This window comes from Devosia sp. CN2-171 (genome assembly GCF_049354815.1).
GTDB lineage: Bacteria > Pseudomonadota > Alphaproteobacteria > Rhizobiales > Devosiaceae > Devosia_A.
The window spans coordinates 311,466-330,000 of sequence record NZ_CP186479.1 but is presented as its reverse complement, the minus strand read 5'-3'; the positions used below and the strand labels follow the sequence as shown (position 1 = coordinate 330,000).

Sequence of the window (18,535 nt, the reverse complement as noted above, 5' to 3'; positions counted from 1 at the left end):
GGCGCACTATCTTCCAATCATCGAAACGAAAGGAGACTACCAAATGGGTATCCGTACGACGCTGAAGAAGTGGGCCGCCTACCAGCAGACCGTCCGTGAGCTTGCCGCTCTCGACAACCGTCAGCTGAGCGATCTGGGCATCACCCGCACCGACATCCAGCGCATCGCTCGTGACCATGCCCGGACCATCTAACGGTCCGCTGCTCGGTTCCTGCGCATCGCCGGCATCATAGAACGCTCGCTTCCTGATAGAAGCGGGCGTTCAGCCTTTTTGGGGCCGACATTGTCCCTGCCGGATGATTGCGCTCAGTTCCGCGAATGAGTCCGCAACGAAGTCAGGCTTATGGGCCCGCAGGATTTCCGCCCTCGCCGACCCCCAGGTAACGGCCGCCGCTGGCAGACCCGCCGCCCGAGCCGCGTCGATGTCCCGGGTTTCGTCTCCCACGCACAGCACGCTCCTTGATTCCAGCCGCAGCGAGGTGACCAGCTGTTTGAACTTGCGCGCCTTGCCGAACAGTGACGCGCCGCAGCGGTAGTGGCCGACTCGCCCCGCGTTCGTCGGCCCCAGTATCCTCCGGATGGTCGCCTCGCTGTTCGAGCTTACGATCGCAACCTCGACACGACTGTCCGCCAATTCGGCCAGCAGGGCCGGCGCCCCGTCAAACAACCGGATCCGATCGGCCGCCTCGGCGCTGCGCTTTCGGGCATCGGCGGCGATGAAGGGCAGCCGCCAAGGTTGTACGCCCAGCCGGGACATGATCTCGCGGTTGCCAAGCGAGCGCAGCTCCTCAAGCTCCTCCGGACCGACCTGCCGATAACCATGCCGGCTGGCCATGGCATTCAACAGCTCCGCCATCCAGCCGATACTGTCGGCCAACGTGCCGTCGAAGTCGAAGATCACCAGCCGATAACTCACGAGTTCCTCAGAACGCCAGCCGCCCAACCAGGTCCGCATAGGGGACATTCACCGCCTTGCGAAAGGCCGCGCGCTCGTTGAGTCGAGCATGCCACGCCGCAACATTTGGCGATGCCGGTCGTTCGACGTCCATTGTGGTCCACCGATAGAGCGACACGCCCGCCACGATGTCGGCGTAGCTGAACTCCGCCCCACCGAGATAGGGCGCTTGCCCCAATCGGTCCTCTATCAGCTCGAAGCAGCGCACCGCGGCTGCCAGCGACTTCGCGATAGCCGCCCCGTCCCGCTCGGCCTCCGGCGTCCTCACCAGGTTCCAGAACAGCCCGATCCACGCCGGCTGGAACGTCGTCGCTGTCCAGTCGGTCCATTCGTCCACCGGGGCCCGCGCGCGCGGCTCGGTGGGATAGATCAGCCCGCTGCCGAACTCGGCCCCTAGGTAGCGCACGATGGCATGGCTCTCCCACACAACCAGACCGCGGTCGCGCAATGTCGGCACCAGCCCGTTCGGGTTGAGCGCCAGGTAGTCCGCCGTCCGGTTGCCGCCGTGCTGGCCGCCGACGGGAATATGCTCATATGGCAGCTCGAGCTCCTCGAGCGCCCACACCACCTTCTGCACATTGCACGAACTCAACCGCCCCCAGAGCGTAATTCCAGACATGTTCCCCTCTAGGGCGTTGGGTGGGCCTAGGACTTGGCTGCGTCGCGGGTAAACCACCAATGCGCGGCCAACCCGATACCCCAGCCGAGCAGCACCCACCAGAACCAGTAGGGCTCGCCGAGGATCAGGTTGAGAACGATCAGCCCGATCATCACGGCCACAAACACGATCGCATGGATCTGCAGACCACGCGCAACCTCAGCCGGCGACTTATTCATGAGTCGGCCCTCCATGGGCAAAGCAATGGGTTTCAGTCTGATATGGATAAGTATCGGTAGCGCCGGCGCCCCGCCGGCCTCGTGACTATATCCGCGCCGTAGCGCGGTACAATCCGGCTCGCCGCACCGCCGCATTGCACCGCGCCGCCCCAGTTGCTATCTGGCGCGCATGTCCAAACAACCCATCCACGTCATCGGCGGCGGGCTCGCCGGATCCGAAGCCGCCTGGCAGGCCGCCGAAGCAGGCGCCAAGGTCATCCTCCACGAAATGCGCCCGGTCCAGAAGACCGACGCACACGAGACGGAGAGCTTTGCCGAGCTTGTCTGTTCCAACAGCTTCCGCTCCGACGATCACCAGCACAATGCCGTCGGCCTGCTGCACGAGGAGATGCGCCGCTGCGGCTCGCTGATCATGCGGTCGGCCGACGCACACAAGCTGCCGGCCGGCGGAGCCCTGGCGGTCGATCGCACCAGCTTTGCCGATGCCGTGACGGCCGCCATCCACAACCACCCCAACATCACCATTGAGCGCGGCGAAGTCGCCGGCCTGCCGCCCGAAGAATGGGATAATGTCGTCGTCGCCACCGGCCCACTGACCTCCCCCGCCCTGGCCGCTGCCATCCAGCAGCTGACCGGCGAAGACTCGCTCGCCTTCTTCGATGCCATCGCGCCGATCGTCCACAAGGACTCGATCGACATGGACATCGTCTGGGCCCAGTCCCGCTACGACAAGGTCGGCCCCATGGGCGACGGCCGCGACTATCTCAACTGCCCGATGGACGAAGCCCAGTACAACCGCTTCGTCGACGCCTTGCTCTCAGCCCCACTGCATGAGTTCAAGGATTGGGAGAAGGTGCCGTATTTCGACGGCTGCCTGCCCATCGAGGTCATGGCCGAGCGCGGCCGCGACACCCTGCGCTGGGGCCCGATGAAGCCCGTCGGCCTCACCAATCCGCGCAACCCGACCGTCAAGGCCCACGCCATCGTCCAGCTCCGGCAGGACAATGCGCTGGGCACGCTCTGGAACATGGTCGGCTTCCAGACCAAGATGCGCTACGGCATCCAGACGGAGATCTTCCGGCTGATCCCGGGCCTCGAGAACGCCCAGTTCGCCCGCCTCGGCGGCCTCCACCGCAACACTTTCCTCAACTCGCCCAAGGTGCTCGGCCCCGATCTCAAGCTCAAGGCCATGCCGCGCCTGCGCTTTGCCGGCCAGGTCACCGGCGTCGAGGGCTATGTCGAGAGCGCCGCCGTCGGCCTCATGGCCGGCCGCCTCGCCGCTGCCGACGCGCGCGGCGAAACCATGGCCATCCCCGCCGGCACCACCGCCATGGGCGCGCTGATCAACCACATCACCGGCGGCCACCTCGAAGCCGAAGCCTATTCCGGCGCTCGCAGCTTCCAGCCGATGAACGTCAACTTCGGCCTGTTCCCCCCGGTCTCGATCACCAAGCCCGAGGGCCATGTCGGCCGCTGGAAAAGCACCGAGAAGACGATCGCGAAGAAAGAGGCCATCACCTCTCGCGCGCTCGCGGACATCATGGCCTGGGCGTGAGACATGCCATTCGCGGTGTCACCCCGGCGAAGGCCGGGGTCCATCTCGAGGTCTCCCAACTCTCACGGCAGGCGGCAGTCACCTCACGATGGATTCCGGCCTTCGCCGGAATGACATCGCGCTACTGAGCCACGTCCGAGAACAGCTGCCCCTCCATGCTGCTGAGCATCGGCGGCCCGGCGTTATCCTCACCGCGATCGATCGTCACCGACTGCACGACGAGGCTGTAGTTCCGACCATCCACCACAAATGGGATCACTGGCGACTGCAAAAAGCCGCCCGTTTGCCCCACCAACCAGTTGCTCAGTTCAAGCACAGGCAGTTCGAGGTCCGGAACGCCTAGTAGTCCGACACGCACCACCCCGTCCTGCGCCCAGAACCGCAGCGGCGGCGCATCGAGCGCACCGTTGCCGTAGAGCCCGATCGGCCGGATCAGGTACGGCGTCGCTGATACGTCGACCGGCGCATTGTCGAAGTCGCGGAACAGCGTTGCGTAACGCTGCACACCGTCCGTCGACGGAACAGACACTCCTAGCGCCTCGAGCACCGCGTAGGATCCGTCCTGCCCCGAATCCCACGTCACCCGATACTTGCCCATGACGTCGCGCGTGCCTTCGCGGCCCTCGCGCGTGCCGACGAGGAAATCGATGATACCGCGCGCCTCCGCGATCTCAGCGGCGCTCCAGTCGCCACGTGGCGGGCTGGCAGATTTGTCCGCGCCCGCATTCATCACCAGCGCATCGAGCCGCCCCAGTTGCTGGCTCGTCGGTAGATGCGCGACATTCCACGGCCCGATCGACAACACGAGCAGGATGACGCACGCCAGCGCCGGAATCACCCGGATGTCGCCGCGCCCAATCAGGAACAGCAGAGCGAGTATGCTCGCCCACAGCCCGCCCGCCAGCAGCAGGATGCGCTCCGGCGTCAGGCCGTAAGCGTCGACACGGACCCAGACCGCAAAGAAGAACAGTGCCAGCGGGATCAGCGTCAGCCAGAACCAGAAGCGGCGGAACAGTCTCACCAGTGGCTTTTCGCGCATGAAGCGCGGATGCAGCACCAGCCACGTGGCAGCACCGGTGACGACAAAGCCGAGCACCATCCACCCGATCATCCCCTGCGGCAGCTGCTGGGTGATCGCGATCTGCCCGGTATAGACCAAGAGGATCGCGCCATAGATCAGCAGCAGCGGCACCAGCACGAACTGGCCGAGAAATCCGATAGCGTTCGACGTGAAATCGGGGTTCTCGGTCTCGCTTGCAGGCACATTGGCCGCGCGCGGCAGCGTCGATAGCCAGTAGACTGGCGTCAGGAACAGCCCGGTGAACGGCAGCACCCAGCGATAAAAGATCAGGCTGGCGTCGAGGTTGAACAGCACCGAAAGCGACCGCTCGATCGCCGTCAGCCCGATGGCGATGATCGCAAACGCCGCCGCAGCAATCGCTGCCGTCGCCACCGCATGATGGTTCACCCACCAGAACAGGCTCTGCTGCGCCTCCCGCTCCGGTCCCCGCCCGATCGATGTGAACGGCGAGACCGAGAGCCACAGGATGGCGACACCCGGCAGCAGCCAGGGAAAAACCCAGAACGTGCTGGTCACCTGGAACACCGCGGCCGCCGCGAGCGGCAGCAGATACTTCAGCACGAATGCGGTCGCCTTCGCCGCCGGCCGGCTCTCGGCGAAGAACACGCCGGCCACCGCCAGCACGGCCGCGGTCGCCAGCCCCGCGACGCCGCGGAACCACGGCTCGAGGCCATCCACAATGTTGGAAGGCGGGTTGATCGTGAACAGCGCGACAGCCGTCATGGCCGCCGCCAGCAGGATCGCGAACGGGAAGCGCCGGCCGGTCGTGACGAAATCCGGAGCCAGTCTGTTCAGCCAAGGCCCGAGATTCATCGCGCACCCCTCAGCTACGCCACGCCCACCACGCCATCTTGGCGATTCTCTGCCATTCCGGAAGGTCCGGCATCGCCGCGAACGGTGTCCGCGACCGTGCCGCCCGCTCCGCCTGCCCGCCGGTGATCGCCACCTGGGCAAAGGCCGGCCGCAATGGCTTGGGCAGAGCAGCAATCGCCGTCCGCGCTTTCCCGAGATGCTCCTGTGCCAGGTCGCTGATCTGAGCCAGCGCCGCGAACAACCCCTCGCTCTCCTGCCCGGCGAGAATCTCGCCCTCCGTCACGCCATTGGCCGCAAAAATGCTCATCGGCAGGAAAATCCGCCCGGTCGAGGCATTGTAACCGAAAGCCCGCAGGTGCCCGGCCAGCGCATGCGCCACGCCCAGATGTCCCGCCGCATCCCCCGTTTCGACCTCAGCGCCGCCGTTCAGCACCATCGCCGCCAGTTGGTACAGCACCGACACCGTCTCGCCGGCATAGCCCTCGAAGCTCGGCACGTCGGGCATCGCGTCATGATAGAGGTCGAACCGCCGCGCCGCGATCAGCCGCAGCAGCGGCCCGGCGGGTAGCTGATATTGCTCGATCGCCTCCAGCAGCGCCGCCGCCAGCGGGTTCTGCCGCACGTTGCCGTAGCCTTCGCCCTTGAGTGCATCCGCCCACCACTGCAGCCGAATCTCCCCGGCAGCCGGTTCACGCGCCCGATCCCGAATGGAGGCGGCATCGGCCGCAAAGGCGTAGAGCGCCTGCACCGCCTTCTGCTCCGGCTGCTTCAGCAGCAGCGAGGCATAGTACCGGTCCCGATCGGCATCCCTGAGGAAGCTCGCCGCGTAGTCGCCCAGCCCGCCGGCCTCACCGCTCACTTGGCGTTCTCGACCGCGATCAGCGCCGCAGCGACGGCACGATCCTCGGCCAGCAGCACGTTATAGGTCCGCACCGCCCCGCCCGTCGCGATGGCTTCGACAATGATGCCCTGCGCCTTCAGCGCCGCCCGCAGGTCCGGGTCGAACCGTGCAATGTCGGTCCCGAGCCCAATCAGCAGCACATCGAGCTGGTCCGCCACCGCGAACACCGGCGCAAGCGCCTCCAGCGTCAGCTCGGTCGGCGCCGATACCGCCCAGGCCTGCATGCCGGTCGGCAGGCACAGCAGCGAGCCGCGATGGCTCATCCCCGCGAAGCGGAAGCCGCCATTGCCATAAGCGTCGATCTGGACCTGCTGGGGGTAGAACCCCGCCCCCGGCTCCGCCATGTCAGACCGCGGCGCCGTCGGCGCGCCGTGCGTCCTTGGCCTTCTTTTCCTTAGCTTCCTCGGCTTCGCTGCGCGGCTTCAGCCCGAAGTAGATGAGGATCGGGCCGCCGATGAACACCGACGAATACATGCCGAAGATCGAGCCGAAGGTCATGGCGATGGTGAAGCCGCGGATCGCCTCGCCGCCGAAGAACACCAGCGGGAACAGCGCCAAGAGGACCGTGAACTGCGTCAGCGACGTGCGCACGATCGTCTGGTTGATCGACAGGTTGATGATCTCGGGGATCGTCATCTTCTTGTACTTGCGTAAGTTCTCTCGGACGCGATCCGAGATCACCACCGTCTCGTTCAGCGACAGGCCGACGAGTGTCAGCACCGCCGCGATCGAACTGAGGTTGAACTCCAATCCGGTGAGCGAGAATAACCCCACCGTCATGATCACGTCGTGCGCCGTCGTCGTCACGGCCGCGAGACCGAACTGCCACTCGAAGCGGAACCACACGTAGATCAGGATGGCGATCAGCGACACCACCACGGCGAGCGTACCGTTGATGGCCAGTTCGCCCGACACAGTGCCGCTGACGGCCTCGGTGCGGCGCACCTCGTAGTTGTCGGTCGCGAGAACCTGCGTGACCTTCTGCACTGCCACCTGCTGCTCAGCGTCACCGCCCGGCTGCAGCTGGATACGGACGAGCAGGTCCTGCGGCGTACCGAAGCTCTGCACCTGCACTTCGCCCAGCCCGAGCGGATCGAGCAGCTCGCGCACCTTGGCCGGGTCCGCATCGCCATCGGCCGTATGCTGCACTTCGATGGCCGAACCGCCGACGAAGTCGATGCCGAGGTTGAAGCCCTTGGTGAAGGCGAGCCCAATGGCGCCGATGGTCAGGACGATCGAGAGGATGATCGCGTAGCGCGACATCTTCATGAAGTCGATCTTGGTGCCATCCGGAATGAACCGGAAATGCTGGATCTTGAGTGTCTTAGGGCGCTTCCAGCGATACCAGACCGAGATGAACAGGCGTGTCACCGTGTAGGAGGTGAACAGCGAGGTCAGGATGCCCAGCGCCAGGGTCACGGCGAAGCCCTGGATCGGACCGGAGCCGAGGAAATAGAGCACGATGGCCGCAATGAGCTGCGTCAGGTGCGAGTCGATAATGGTGCCCCACGCGCGGTGGAAACCCGCATCGAGCGAGGCGATGATCGATTTGCCCGATCGCTGCTCTTCTCGCATTCGTTCGTAGATCAGGACGTTCGCGTCCACCGCCACGCCGATGGTCAGGACGATACCGGCGATACCCGGCAGCGTAAGCGTCGCGCCGAGCGCCGAGAGCGAGCCGAGAATAAGGATCACGTTGAGGACCAGCGCCACGTTCGCGAACACGCCGAACATGCCATAGGCGATCACCATGAAGGCAACCACGAGCACGGACGCAACCGCACCCGCGGTGATGCCCGCGCGAATGGAGTCTGCACCAAGGCTCGGACCAACCGACCGCTCTTCCACCACGTCGAGCGTCGCCGGCAACGCACCGGCGCGCAGCAGCACCGCGAGGTCATTGGCGCTCGCCGTCGTGAAGTTGCCGCTGATCTGGCCCGAACCGCCAGTGATCGGGGAGTTGATGACCGGCGCCGTGATCACAGTGTTGTCGAGCACGATCGCAAAGCGCTTGCCGACATTCTTCGACGTGATGTCGCCGAAGGTGATGGCGCCGCGCGTATCGAAGGTGAAGCTCACCACCGCCTGCCCGGTCTGCTGGTCGAATCCGGGCTGTGCGTTGGTCAGCGCTTCGCCGCCGAGTTCGATATTCTCGTTCAGCAGCTCGCTGCCGCCGTCCTGGCTGGGCATGATCATATAGCCCGACGGAATACCCTGGGCCTCGGCCTGTGCCGCCGTCATCGACGGATGGACCAGGTGGAAGGTCAGGCGCGCCGTGCGCGAAATCAGTTCCTTGAGCCGCGTTGAATCCTCAAAGCCTGGCACCTGCACCAGCACGCGGTTCGTGCCCTGCCGCTGGATCGTCGGCTCGGTCGTACCCACCTCGTCGACGCGGTTGCGGATCACTTCCATCGACTGTGCCACCAGCGAAGCCATGCGCTGCTGGATGCCGTCAGGCGTGAGTGTGACGACGATCTTTCCGTCGGCGGTCTCGGAGAATGCCAGCTCCGGCACGCCGCCGACGCCGAACGTCGACGACACATTGTTCTGCAGCTTCTGCACCGCTGCGAAGGCAGCATCCTTCTGCGTCGGATCGGTCAGCTCGACCGTGATCGAGTCCGTGCCCGTCGTGATCAGGTTGCCGATGCCGTTCTCGTTGGCCAGCGTCGAGCGCACATCGCGGCGCAGCGACTTGATGCGCTCCGCGATGATCGACTCTTGGTTGACCTGAAGCAGCAGGTGCGAACCGCCCTGCAGATCGAGGCCGAGGACGACCGTGTTCTTGGGCAATACGCCCGGCCAGCTGTTCAAAACATCCTTGGGCAAAAAGCTCGGGATCGTGAACAGAATGCCAAGCACCGCAACGATGATGATGATGGCTGTGCGGAGGGGCGAGAACTGCATGTCGAGCTTTACGTCCTTGATGGGGCACCCACGAGGACAGCAGGCTGTCCTGAGGCAAGCGGAGCCTTGAAGGCTCCGCGTCTATGTCAGAAATGCGTCAGCCGGCCCACGATCAGGTGAACCGGCTGGAAAGTGGCTCAGGCCTTGTTGTCGTTGACCGGGGTCGATTTCGACCGCACGTCCGAAACACCGCCGCGCGTGACCTTGACGCGAGTGCCCTGGGCGATCTCGACCTCGAGGTCCTCGCCGTCGACGGCCTTGGTCACCTTGCCGACGAGACCACCGGTGGTGACCACGGTATCGCCGCGCGAAATCGACGACAGCATCGCCTGGTGCGCCTTCATCCGCTTCTGCTGCGGGCGGAAGATCAGCAGCCAGAAGATCACCACCAGCAGCAGGATCGGGGCAAACTGGATCAGCAGATCTGCGCCGCCCATTCCGGGGGCAGCGGCCGCGTCTTGCGCGAAGGCGGGGGTCACGAACATCAAAGAGGCTCCTAGCTCTGTTGGTCTCGGCCCGTCGGATCGGCCGTTGTCGCCCATATAGGGCAGGTTTCCGGCGAAGGGCAGTCCAACCCGGCAAAAATCGCGCGGAATATAGAGGCCATACACAAGGATTGCAAAGCCAATCGGGGTGGGTCTAAAGGTAGGCGTACCCGGGAGTACTGCCTTATGTCTGAAGACAATTCGGCTGCAATCGCAGCCGCCCTCAATCGCATCGCCGAGACCCTCGAGGCGCTGAAACCGGGCGCAAAAGCCGCAGGACCAGTCCTTACCGACGCCACCGCCTATCACTGGGATGCTGCCGCCGGCACGCTCATGCCCGTTCCGAAGGTGTCGCGCGTTCCGCTCGGGATGCTCAAAGGCATCGACGACGTACGTGAAATCCTGCTGCAGAACACCCTGCAGTTCGCCCGCGGCTATGCCGCCAACAACGCGCTGCTCTGGGGCGCGCGCGGCATGGGCAAGAGCTCGCTGGTCAAGGCCCTCCACGGCCACATCACCGCACTCGACGAGCCCGGTCTTGGGCGCCTGATCCTCATCGAGATCGCCCGTGAGGACATCGAGGCCCTGCCCCGCTTGATGCGGCTGATCGCCAGGGAAGAAGCCGCGCGCTTCATCGTCTTCTGCGACGACCTGAGCTTCGACAAGGACGAGACCAGCTACAAATCGCTGAAGACCATCCTCGACGGCGGCCTCGAGGGCCGGCCCGAGAACGTCCTCTTCTACGCCACCTCCAACCGCCGCCACCTGATGCCGCGCGACATGGTCGAGAACGAGCGCTCGACCGCCATCACGCCCGGCGAAGCGGTGGACGAGAAGGTCTCGCTCTCCGACCGCTTCGGACTTTGGTTGGGCTTCCACAACTGCGACCAGCCGACCTACCTTGCCATGATCCGTGGCTACTGCGACGAGTACGGCCTCACGATCGACGACGAGACCCTTCGTGCCCGCGCGGTGGAATGGTCGATGACCCGCGGCGCCCGTTCCGGCCGCGTCGCCATCCAGTTCGTCCGCGCCCTGGCAGGAGAACAGGGCAAGGCGATCTGACTTTCTCATCCTCCCCCGCGTGGCGGGGGAGGATGACCGGCGAAGCCGGTGGAGGGGGCGGCAACACCTACCGGCTGTCATCCCAGCGAAAGCTGGGACCCATCCCACAGCCGGTGCAAGAGGAGAATTGGGCCGCAGCTTTCGCTGGGGTGACAGCCAGTGGTGTGACGGCAACGCGCCTCCCACCCGCCGACCGACAAATTGAGAAGAAACAAACATCCCGAGGGGGGACAATTGAGTTCATCGCACAATTTGAGGTGGTCGCACGGCGAGGCGACCATCGTGACCACGGCTGCAACTGTAACCGACCTCACGTTCAACCTGCCCAACGGCCGATTCCAGCCGTTCGCCCGCGCACCCTGGGTCGGCAAGGTCGATGACCCCGCCATCGTGGGACACCTCCGCGTGCTATCCGGCGATTTCGTCGGCGTACCCTTCGGCACCGGCGGCCGCGAGGCCCCGAACCTGCCCGAGTGGAGCCGCCTGATGACCCAGCCGGCCAACGGCACCATCCACGGCCCATCCGCCCACTATGACTGGACCATCGTCTCTGGCGACGACCACAGCGTCACCCTGGCGCTCGACTACGAAGCCCACTCCGTCGTCCGCCGCCTCGAGCGCACCATCACCGCCCGTGACGGGTCCCCTGCCCTCGATTTCACGCTGAAAATCGTCGCCCGCCACAAGGCCCAGATCTCCTGCGGCCTCCACCCCAACTTCCGCCTGCCCGAACAGCCCGGCCGCCTGAAGCTCGACATCGAGTTCGCCTTCGGCCTCGTTCACCCCGGCCGCGCGACATCACCCGATGCGCAGGAATTCGCCACCCTCGCCTCCATCCCCAAGGATGGCGGCCACGTCGACATGACGCATGTCCCGCTCAGCCCCCGCACCGATTTCAACGTGCAGATGTGCGGCGTCACGAGCCCGCTCACCGGCACCTATCTCGACGAAGGCGCCGGCTTCGAGCTCGACTGGGATCGCGACCTGCTCCCCACGCTGATGTTCTGGCACACCGACGGCGGCATCGGCGGCGAGCCCTGGAACAACCAGTTCCGCGCCCTCGGCTGCGAGCCCCTGGCCTCCACCTTCGACTTCCACACCGACGTCTCGACCGGCCCCAACCCGATCAACGCCCGCGGCGTGAAAACCTGGGTGGATATCGACCCGGCCAAACCGCTGGAAATCCACCACTCGGTGCGCGGCTTCACGACGAAGTAGCACCGGCCTCTCCGTGATCCTCCCCCGTTTACGGGGGAGGGGGACCGCCGAAGGCGGTGGAGGGGGCGGCCACAAACACAGGCGCTTCCCGTCGCCCCCTCCACCAGCTTCGCTGGTCCCCCTCCCCCGCTGCGCAGGGGAGGATCACCGCACTGCCGTCAGGCACGCCTCGTCCCCAGAACAGAAAGGCCCCGGTCTCCCGGGGCCTCTTGCATTCATGTCGGCTCGATCAGCTCGCCAGCAGCGGCACCGGATCCACCGGGGTCGCGCCCTTGCGCAGCTCGAAGTGCAACTGCGACTTGGCGACGCCGCCGGTCTTGCCGGCCGTGCCGATATTGTCGCCGCGGTTCACCACTGTACCCTTGGCCACGTTCATGTCCTTGAGGTGGGCATAGGCCGACACGTAGCCATTCGGGTGGCGGATCAGGATCAGGTTGCCGTAGCCCTCGACGCCCGAGCCGGCATAGATCACCTGGCCGTTCTCGGCGGCGCGGACCGCGGTGCCTTCCGGCGCCTCGATATTGATGCCGGTGCCCTTGGAGTTGGCGAAGTCGGTGATCACGCGGCCCGAGATCGGCCAGCGGAACTTGTCGGCACCCGAAAGGACCGGTTCGCTCTTGGGCTGCTCGAGCGGCTTGGCCTCGGCGACCGGAGCCGGCCCGGCATCGGAAAGCGGAGCCAGCGGCTTCACCGTCGCGGCGGGCGTCTTCGGCTGCTGGTCCAGCGAAGCGACAGCGACCGGCGCGGCCAGCGGCTTCTCGGCCGGAGCAAGAGTGTCCACCGCCTGCGAGGCGCTCGGCTTCGGCCCGAGGGCCGCAAGTGTCGAGGCCTTACCGGGGATCACGATCTTCTGGCCGACATAAATCTTGTCCGGCGACGAGAAGCCGTTCGCCTGGATGATCGCCTGCGCCGTCACATTGTAGCGGCGCGCCACCGTATAGAGGCTCTCGCCGCTTTCGATCTGGTGGACGTAGGCGTTCGAAGGAACGGAAACGAGCGTATTGGACTGGGGAGCCGGTGCCAACGCCGCCACCTGGGTGGTCGACGGAACCGGGCTCAGGGGCTGGGCAGCGGGCATCATCGGTTTACTTCCGTTGGCTGACGAGGTGAGCACAGGCAAGTCTTCAGTCGATACTGAGCCAAGCGGCTGGCTGCTGACGGGCATGGAGGCCGAGCCGACCATCATCCCGCCAGGGCTCCCGCCCCCGCCGATATTCTCAGGTGGAACAAAGCGGCTCTCGGCGAGCCTGCCAGGCATGGGCTGGGACGCGGGCATCGACGCGGCAGCATTGACCGAACCGGTCGTGGTCCTGTCGAAGCCGAGCCCACCCAGCGAACTGCACCCAGAAAGCGCTGTGGCACTCGCGAAGAAAGCCACAATCGCGGCGGTTTTGAACGCCCTTCCGGTCACGCGATTACTCATCAGTCCACTCTACGCAGGTACTCAATGGACTGGAGGTTAGGGCGTTAAGGTAAAGAGTGATTTAAATGCGAAGCAATTTGCAGCACCATGTGATCACGGATTCAGGAGTCGGTAGGGTTAAGACGCGGCAGCGCCATGAACGTCGGTTCAGAACCCGTTCATCCACGTGGCAGACGAGCGACCAAAATGCGGAAGCCACCCTGACCTTCCGGCCACGATCCTGCCCATACCAACCAGCCGTCATCCCGGCGAAGGCTAGGATCCAAATCACAGCCAGCGCCAGCGGAAGCTTGGATCCCTGCCTGCGCAGGGAAGACACCGGGTGATGGGTCCACTTATGCCCGCGCCCATCCGACCATGCGAAACTGGCGCCCGGATCAAAGAGGACGGGACAGCATTGTGGCAATCGCAACGGAAACAGGCGCGGTGAACGACCTGAACGAAATCCGTTCAGTCGTTCAAATCCCCACCACTCCATCCAGCCGGCCCACCAACTCGTGATGGGTATGCTGCAGCATCAGCGGCGTCACCGTGATGGCATTCTCGTGCACCAGCAGCCCGAAATCGTTCTGCGGATCGAGCGGGGTCGGCGTCTCGGGAATGGCGATGAAGAACTTCCCGGCATTGTCGCTGGCGTAATACGCCATAGGTGACCGCGAGAAGCGCTGGAACGGCACCACGCGCACGCCGCTCACATCCTCCGGCGCGCAATAGGGCAGGTTCACATTGAAATAGGCGTCGCCGCGCGTCTTCACCTCGGCCAGCAGCTGCTTGATCACACGCGCCGAATAGGTCCGCGAGTTCGTCCAGTTCACCTCGTCGCCGAGCGCATAGTTGACGCCCTGGCTGATGCCGATGCCGAGCGCGCCATGCAGCGCCCCCTCGCGCGCACCCGCGACCGTGCCTGAGCAATTGAGAATATCGCCCAGGTTCTGCCCGTTGTTCACGCCCGACAGCACGAGGTCGGGCCGCAAGTCCTTGCAGACATGCGTCATGCCCGCGACGACGCAGTCGGCCGGCGAGCCGCCGACCACCGCGTAAACCCGCTCTTCGCGCTTATCGAGCCCCAGTTCCCGCCCGAAGGTGAACCGGTGCGACGCGCCCGACTGGTTGCCGTCCGGGGCGACCACCCACACATCGTCGCTGATCTCCGCGGCGATCTCGCGCATCACCGCGATGCCGGGTGCATCCACACCATCGTCGTTCGTGATCAGGATTCTCACGAGCGCGCACCGATGGTCTTCAGCCCCTTCATGTATGGCTGCAGCACATCGGGAACCAGCACCGAGCCATCCTCCTGCTGGTAATTCTCCATCACCGCGATCAGCGCCCGACCCACGGCCACGCCCGAACCGTTGAGCGTGTGCACGTGCCGGACCTTGCCGTCCTTGTCGCGGAAACGCGCATCCATGCGCCGCGCCTGGAAATCACCGCAGACCGACACGGACGAGATCTCGCGATAGGTATCCTGCCCCGGCAGCCACGCCTCGAGGTCGTAGGTCTTCTGCGCCCCGAACCCCATGTCGCCGGTCGACAGCAGCATCACCCGATAGTGGATCCCCAGCTGCTTCAGCACGTCCTCGGCGTCCGACAGCATCTTCTCATGCTCATCGCCCGAGGCTTCCGGCGTGGTGATCGCCACCATCTCCACCTTGTTAAACTGATGCTGCCGCAGCATCCCGCGCGTATCACGCCCAGCCGACCCGGCTTCAGACCGGAAGCACGGCGTCAGCGCCGTCAGCCGCATCGGCAACTGCTCTTCGCTGAGAATGCTCTCCCGCACGAAGTTCGTCAGCGGCACCTCGGCCGTCGGGATCAGCGCCAGCCGCCCGTCGCCATGCGGCACGAAAAACAGGTCTTCCTCGAACTTCGGCAACTGGTTAGTACCGTAAAGTGCTTCGTCGCGGACAAGGTAGGGCGGCTCCGCCTCGGTATAGCCATGCTCGTCCACATGCAGGTCGAGCATGAACTGCCCGATCGCCCGCTCGAGCCGCGCCAGATGGCTCTTCAGCACCACGAACCGGGCACCCGAAAGCTTCGCCGCCACCTCGAAATCCATCTGCCCCAGCGCTTCGCCGGTCTCGAAGTGCTCCTTCGGCTTGTAGCTGAAGCTTGGCTTGGCCGGCCGGTCCTTGGCCGCCGTCGCAGCTGTGCCATTGCGCCCAAAATACTCGACATTGTCGCTCTCGTCGGCGCCACGCGGCACCTCGTCGAGCGGCAGGTTCGGCACAACCGCCAAGGCCTTGCTGAGCTTATCCTCGGCCTCCTTGCGCGTCGCTTCGCCCGATTGCACCACGTCCTTGAGATGCGCCACTTCATCCAACAGCGCCTGGGCCTTGGCCTCGTCCTTCTGCGCCTTGGCCTGCCCGATCTGCTTCGACAGCGTGTTGCGCCGGGCCTGTGCCTCCTCGACCGTCACGATCGCCGCGCGGCGGGAGTCGTCGAGCTCGATCAACTGAGAGGCCGTGAACGGCACATTCTTGCGCCCGGCGAGGGCAGCATCGAACGCGGCGGGATTGGCTTTGATCCAGTTGATATCGAACATTTCGGGCCTGAACTCGGGGAAGGCGTCCTGAATAGCGGATTGCCGAGGCGGATCAAGCCCCGCCGCAGCCGCAGGCGATCAGCTACACGCGACCTTATAATGCCGCACCGTCTCGGCCATCCCGTACACCAGCGCATCCGCCGTGATCGCATGCCCGATCGATACCTCGGCCAGATCGGGAATCGCATGCTTCAGCGGCGGCAGGTTGATCAGGTTGAGGTCGTGCCCGGCATTCACCTGCAACCCGCCCTGCCCCGGCCGCGCATTGTGCCCGGCCGCCCGCGCCGCGTCGGCAGTCTCCTTCAGCGCCGCGAGGTGCACCGCCTGCACCTCCGCCTTCAGCGCCCCGCCATACGGCCCGGTATAGAGCTCCACGCGGTCCGCCCCGACACTCGCCGCCGCCGCCGGCGCCGACGGATCGGCGTTGATGAACAGCGACACCCGGATGCCCGCCGCCTTCATCCTCGATATCGCCGGCGCCAGCACCGCCCGGTTCGCCTCGATGTTCCAGCCATGGTCCGACGTCGCTTGCAGCGGGTCGTCCGGCACGAACGTCACCTGGTCAGGATGCGCCCGCTCGACCAGCGTCAGGAAATCCTCGCTCGGATAGCCCTCGAGGTTGAACTCGCGCCCCGGATAATCCTGCCGCAGCAGCGTCACCAGCTCGAACACATCTGTCCGCCGGATGTGTCGCTCGTCCGGCCGCGGATGCACCGTGATCCCGTCCGCCCCCGCGTCGAGCGCGATGCGCGCAATGTCGACAACGCTCGGCCACGGCACGCTGCGCCGGTTGCGGAGAAAGGCGATGGCGTTGAGGTTCACCGAAAGATGCGTCATGGCAGCCCACCAGAGCGCTTTCAGGAAGAGTTCGAAAGCGCGACAACTCAAAGACTTGGGTATCGCTGCATACCCCATCACCGGTGCCGCGGCCAATCGAACGTTTTGATGAAGCCTATCGCTCAGCGCGATGCCCGCCGCTCAGCAATCACGACCGCGATCCCACTGACGAGGATCATCCCAATGCCGGCGAACCCCGTCGCGTTCGGCAAAGTCCCGAAGATCAGCGCGCCCAGCACCAGCGCCCACAGCGTCCCCGTATAGAAGAACGGCAACACCGCCCGCGTCTCGGCCACCCGGAAGGCGAGAAACAGCAGCAGTTGCGCCAGCGTCAGCAGCGCCGCCGCGCCTACGATCAGCAGCAGTTCCCCCGCACTTGGCGCCACCCACTGGCCCAGCACCAGCATGGGCACCCCCATGCCGACAACGCTCACCGCTGAAACGGCAACCGCCACCGCCAGTGCCGGCACGCCAGAATGCACCCGCCGCCCTAGGAGGTCGCGCCCGGCGCTCAGCAGCGCACTGAGCAGCCCGAGCAGGATGTACGGCTGAAGCCCTGCCCCGCCCGGCTGCGCCACCAGCACCGCGCCAAGCAGCGCCAACGCCACCAGGGCATATGCCCCCCAGCCAACGCGATCGCCGAAAAACACCACCGCGCCCAGCAGCACGAACACTGGCGTCAGCTGCAGGATCGCGGTCAGGTCGGCCAGTGGCGCCGTCGCGACCGCGAACACGAACGCGATCGACGCGCCACACTCTACGAGACTCCGCGTCAGCACGCGCCTGTCGAGCACATGCCGCAGGCTCCCGAGCGACGCGGTGAGCGCCAGAACCGGTAGCCCGAGCAGCACCGCCGCAACCGCGCGCAAAAACATCGTCTCCAGCGGCGGCAGATGCAGCACGGCCAGCTTCACCAGCGCGTTGTTGACCGTCAGCGCCAGGTTGGCCAGCACCATATAGGCGATGCCGGTGAGGTTGGATGGAGCCTTCACGCCACTGGCGCCAACCGCCTGCGCCGCTCGTCGAGCAGCACCACCGTGATCCCGCTCGCCACGACCAGAACGATTCCGCAGAGCGCCAGCCAGTTCGGCAGCTGTCCAAACACCACCAGCCCCGAAACCACGGCCCAGAACGTGAAGAAGTAGTAGAACGGCGCCACGGCGCTCGTCGGCCCTATGCGGTAGGCCATGAAGATGAAGAAGTGGCCGCAGATCAGGAACAGCGCCGCTCCCGCAAGCAGCAGCAGGTGGTGCGCCTGCGGCATCACCCAGCTCTCGGTCGCAACATGCATGATCCCCGAGCCGACCAGCACCACAATCACCGCCGACATCGCGACGATCAGCCCTGGCACATCATGCGAGATCCGCCGTCCAGCGATGTCGCGAACAGCGCAGAACACTGCGTTCCCCAGCGCCAGCATTGCATAGATTGAGATCCCCTGCATTGTCGGTTGCGCCACCATCAGCGCCCCGACGAAGCCGAGCCCGATCAGCCCCATCCGCACCGCGCCAATCCTCTCGCCGAATAGGATCGACACGCCCACTAGCACAAGCAGCGGCGTGATCTGCCCGAGCGCCGACGCATCCGCGATCGGCATATTTGCGAGTGCCACGATATAAAGCAGGATCGCCGCCATCTCGGCCAGGTTTCGCGCCAGCACGCGCCAGTCGAACAGTTGCGGCAGGTTCTTGCGATAGCCGAGCACGAACAGCAACGGCATGCCCCAGATCGCGGCCATCGCGCCGCGCAGCATCAGCACCTCGTATGGCGGCAGCCCCTCGGTCGCCAGCTTCATCATCGTGTCGTTGATCACATACGTTCCGGTCGCGATGACCATGAACAACGGCCCGCGGAACGGATGGCTGGCGAACGACACGAATATCCCCTCAAGAAAAGGCCGGGATCGCTCCCGGCCC

The 18,535-nt window shown here is 65.2% G+C and carries 19 protein-coding genes; 5 read left to right on the top strand and 14 right to left on the bottom strand.

Annotation, left to right across the window (positions count from 1 at the left end):
* Positions 1-43 precede the first annotated feature (43 nt).
* Positions 44-193, top strand: a complete 150-nt coding sequence (locus ACOYW5_RS01625) for a DUF1127 domain-containing protein (RefSeq protein ID WP_423067529.1) — start codon at positions 44-46, stop codon at positions 191-193.
* Between the two features lie 69 nt (positions 194-262).
* On the opposite strand, the gene ACOYW5_RS01620 is transcribed toward ACOYW5_RS01625, so the two are convergent.
* The 3 genes from ACOYW5_RS01620 to ACOYW5_RS01610 are packed head-to-tail and all read right to left on the bottom strand — an operon-like array spanning position 263 to position 1,792.
* Positions 263-916, bottom strand: coding sequence for an HAD hydrolase-like protein (locus ACOYW5_RS01620; protein ID WP_423067528.1), 654 nt, complete (start codon positions 914-916; stop codon positions 263-265).
* A gap of 7 nt (positions 917-923) precedes the next feature.
* Positions 924-1,574, bottom strand: coding sequence for a glutathione S-transferase family protein (locus ACOYW5_RS01615; RefSeq protein ID WP_423067527.1), 651 nt, complete (start codon positions 1,572-1,574; stop codon positions 924-926).
* A 26-nt stretch (positions 1,575-1,600) separates the two neighbouring features.
* On the bottom strand, positions 1,601-1,792 hold the full coding sequence (locus tag ACOYW5_RS01610; RefSeq protein WP_423067526.1) for a 2TM domain-containing protein: 192 nt from the start codon (positions 1,790-1,792) through the stop codon (positions 1,601-1,603).
* Between the two features lie 169 nt (positions 1,793-1,961).
* Here ACOYW5_RS01610 and trmFO point away from each other — a divergent pair, with 169 nt between their 5' ends.
* Positions 1,962-3,347 (top strand): methylenetetrahydrofolate--tRNA-(uracil(54)-C(5))-methyltransferase (FADH(2)-oxidizing) TrmFO, encoded by a 1,386-nt coding sequence (gene trmFO, locus ACOYW5_RS01605; protein WP_423067525.1) that lies wholly within the window; start codon positions 1,962-1,964, stop codon positions 3,345-3,347.
* Positions 3,348-3,468: 121 nt separating this feature from the next.
* Here the strand turns inward: trmFO and ACOYW5_RS01600 are convergent, their stop codons facing one another.
* The 5 genes from ACOYW5_RS01600 to yajC all read right to left on the bottom strand — a co-directional run bounded on the left by ACOYW5_RS01600 (position 3,469) and on the right by yajC (position 9,531).
* Positions 3,469-5,241: a DUF4153 domain-containing protein gene (locus ACOYW5_RS01600; RefSeq protein WP_423067524.1), complete on the bottom strand. Its 1,773-nt coding sequence runs from the start codon at positions 5,239-5,241 to the stop codon at positions 3,469-3,471.
* Positions 5,242-5,251: 10 nt separating this feature from the next.
* Positions 5,252-6,100 (bottom strand): phytoene/squalene synthase family protein, encoded by an 849-nt coding sequence (locus ACOYW5_RS01595; RefSeq protein ID WP_423067523.1) that lies wholly within the window; start codon positions 6,098-6,100, stop codon positions 5,252-5,254.
* Positions 6,097-6,486, bottom strand: coding sequence for an Mth938-like domain-containing protein (locus tag ACOYW5_RS01590; protein WP_423067522.1), 390 nt, complete (start codon positions 6,484-6,486; stop codon positions 6,097-6,099). Before ACOYW5_RS01590 ends, ACOYW5_RS01595 begins: the two co-directional genes overlap by 4 nt.
* 1 nt (position 6,487) lies before the next feature.
* A complete protein-coding gene (gene secD / locus ACOYW5_RS01585) occupies positions 6,488-9,046 on the bottom strand; it encodes a protein translocase subunit SecD (RefSeq protein WP_423067521.1) in 2,559 nt (852 codons plus the stop codon).
* Positions 9,047-9,183: 137 nt separating this feature from the next.
* On the bottom strand, positions 9,184-9,531 hold the full coding sequence (yajC, locus tag ACOYW5_RS01580; RefSeq protein ID WP_423067520.1) for a preprotein translocase subunit YajC: 348 nt from the start codon (positions 9,529-9,531) through the stop codon (positions 9,184-9,186).
* Between the two features lie 186 nt (positions 9,532-9,717).
* On the opposite strand from yajC, the gene ACOYW5_RS01575 reads away from it, so the two are divergent.
* A complete protein-coding gene (locus ACOYW5_RS01575) occupies positions 9,718-10,596 on the top strand; it encodes an ATP-binding protein (protein WP_423067519.1) in 879 nt (292 codons plus the stop codon).
* 234 nt (positions 10,597-10,830) lie between these two features.
* Positions 10,831-11,814 carry a hypothetical protein gene (locus ACOYW5_RS01570; protein ID WP_423067518.1) on the top strand — a complete coding sequence of 328 codons (984 nt, stop codon included), beginning with the start codon at positions 10,831-10,833 and terminating at the stop codon, positions 11,812-11,814.
* Between the two features lie 229 nt (positions 11,815-12,043).
* Here ACOYW5_RS01570 and ACOYW5_RS01565 read toward each other — a convergent pair whose 3' ends face one another.
* Positions 12,044-12,895 carry a peptidoglycan DD-metalloendopeptidase family protein gene (locus ACOYW5_RS01565; RefSeq protein ID WP_423067517.1) on the bottom strand — a complete coding sequence of 284 codons (852 nt, stop codon included), beginning with the start codon at positions 12,893-12,895 and terminating at the stop codon, positions 12,044-12,046.
* A gap of 13 nt (positions 12,896-12,908) precedes the next feature.
* Here ACOYW5_RS01565 and ACOYW5_RS01560 point away from each other — a divergent pair, with 13 nt between their 5' ends.
* Positions 12,909-13,277 carry a hypothetical protein gene (locus ACOYW5_RS01560; RefSeq protein WP_423067516.1) on the top strand — a complete coding sequence of 123 codons (369 nt, stop codon included), beginning with the start codon at positions 12,909-12,911 and terminating at the stop codon, positions 13,275-13,277.
* A gap of 418 nt (positions 13,278-13,695) precedes the next feature.
* On the opposite strand, the gene surE is transcribed toward ACOYW5_RS01560, so the two are convergent.
* From surE to ACOYW5_RS01535, 5 genes are all read right to left on the bottom strand, one after another.
* On the bottom strand, positions 13,696-14,460 hold the full coding sequence (gene surE, locus ACOYW5_RS01555) for a 5'/3'-nucleotidase SurE (protein ID WP_423067515.1): 765 nt from the start codon (positions 14,458-14,460) through the stop codon (positions 13,696-13,698).
* Positions 14,457-15,782 (bottom strand): serine--tRNA ligase, encoded by a 1,326-nt coding sequence (serS, locus tag ACOYW5_RS01550; RefSeq protein WP_423067514.1) that lies wholly within the window; start codon positions 15,780-15,782, stop codon positions 14,457-14,459. The genes surE and serS overlap by 4 nt, the downstream gene beginning before the upstream one ends.
* A 78-nt stretch (positions 15,783-15,860) precedes the next feature.
* On the bottom strand, positions 15,861-16,619 hold the full coding sequence (locus tag ACOYW5_RS01545; protein WP_423067513.1) for a pyridoxine 5'-phosphate synthase: 759 nt from the start codon (positions 16,617-16,619) through the stop codon (positions 15,861-15,863).
* A gap of 122 nt (positions 16,620-16,741) precedes the next feature.
* Positions 16,742-17,611, bottom strand: a complete 870-nt coding sequence (locus tag ACOYW5_RS01540; RefSeq protein WP_423067512.1) for a DMT family transporter — start codon at positions 17,609-17,611, stop codon at positions 16,742-16,744.
* Positions 17,608-18,495, bottom strand: a complete 888-nt coding sequence (locus ACOYW5_RS01535; protein ID WP_423067511.1) for a DMT family transporter — start codon at positions 18,493-18,495, stop codon at positions 17,608-17,610. Before ACOYW5_RS01535 ends, ACOYW5_RS01540 begins: the two co-directional genes overlap by 4 nt.
* Between the last annotated feature and the right edge of the window lie 40 nt (positions 18,496-18,535).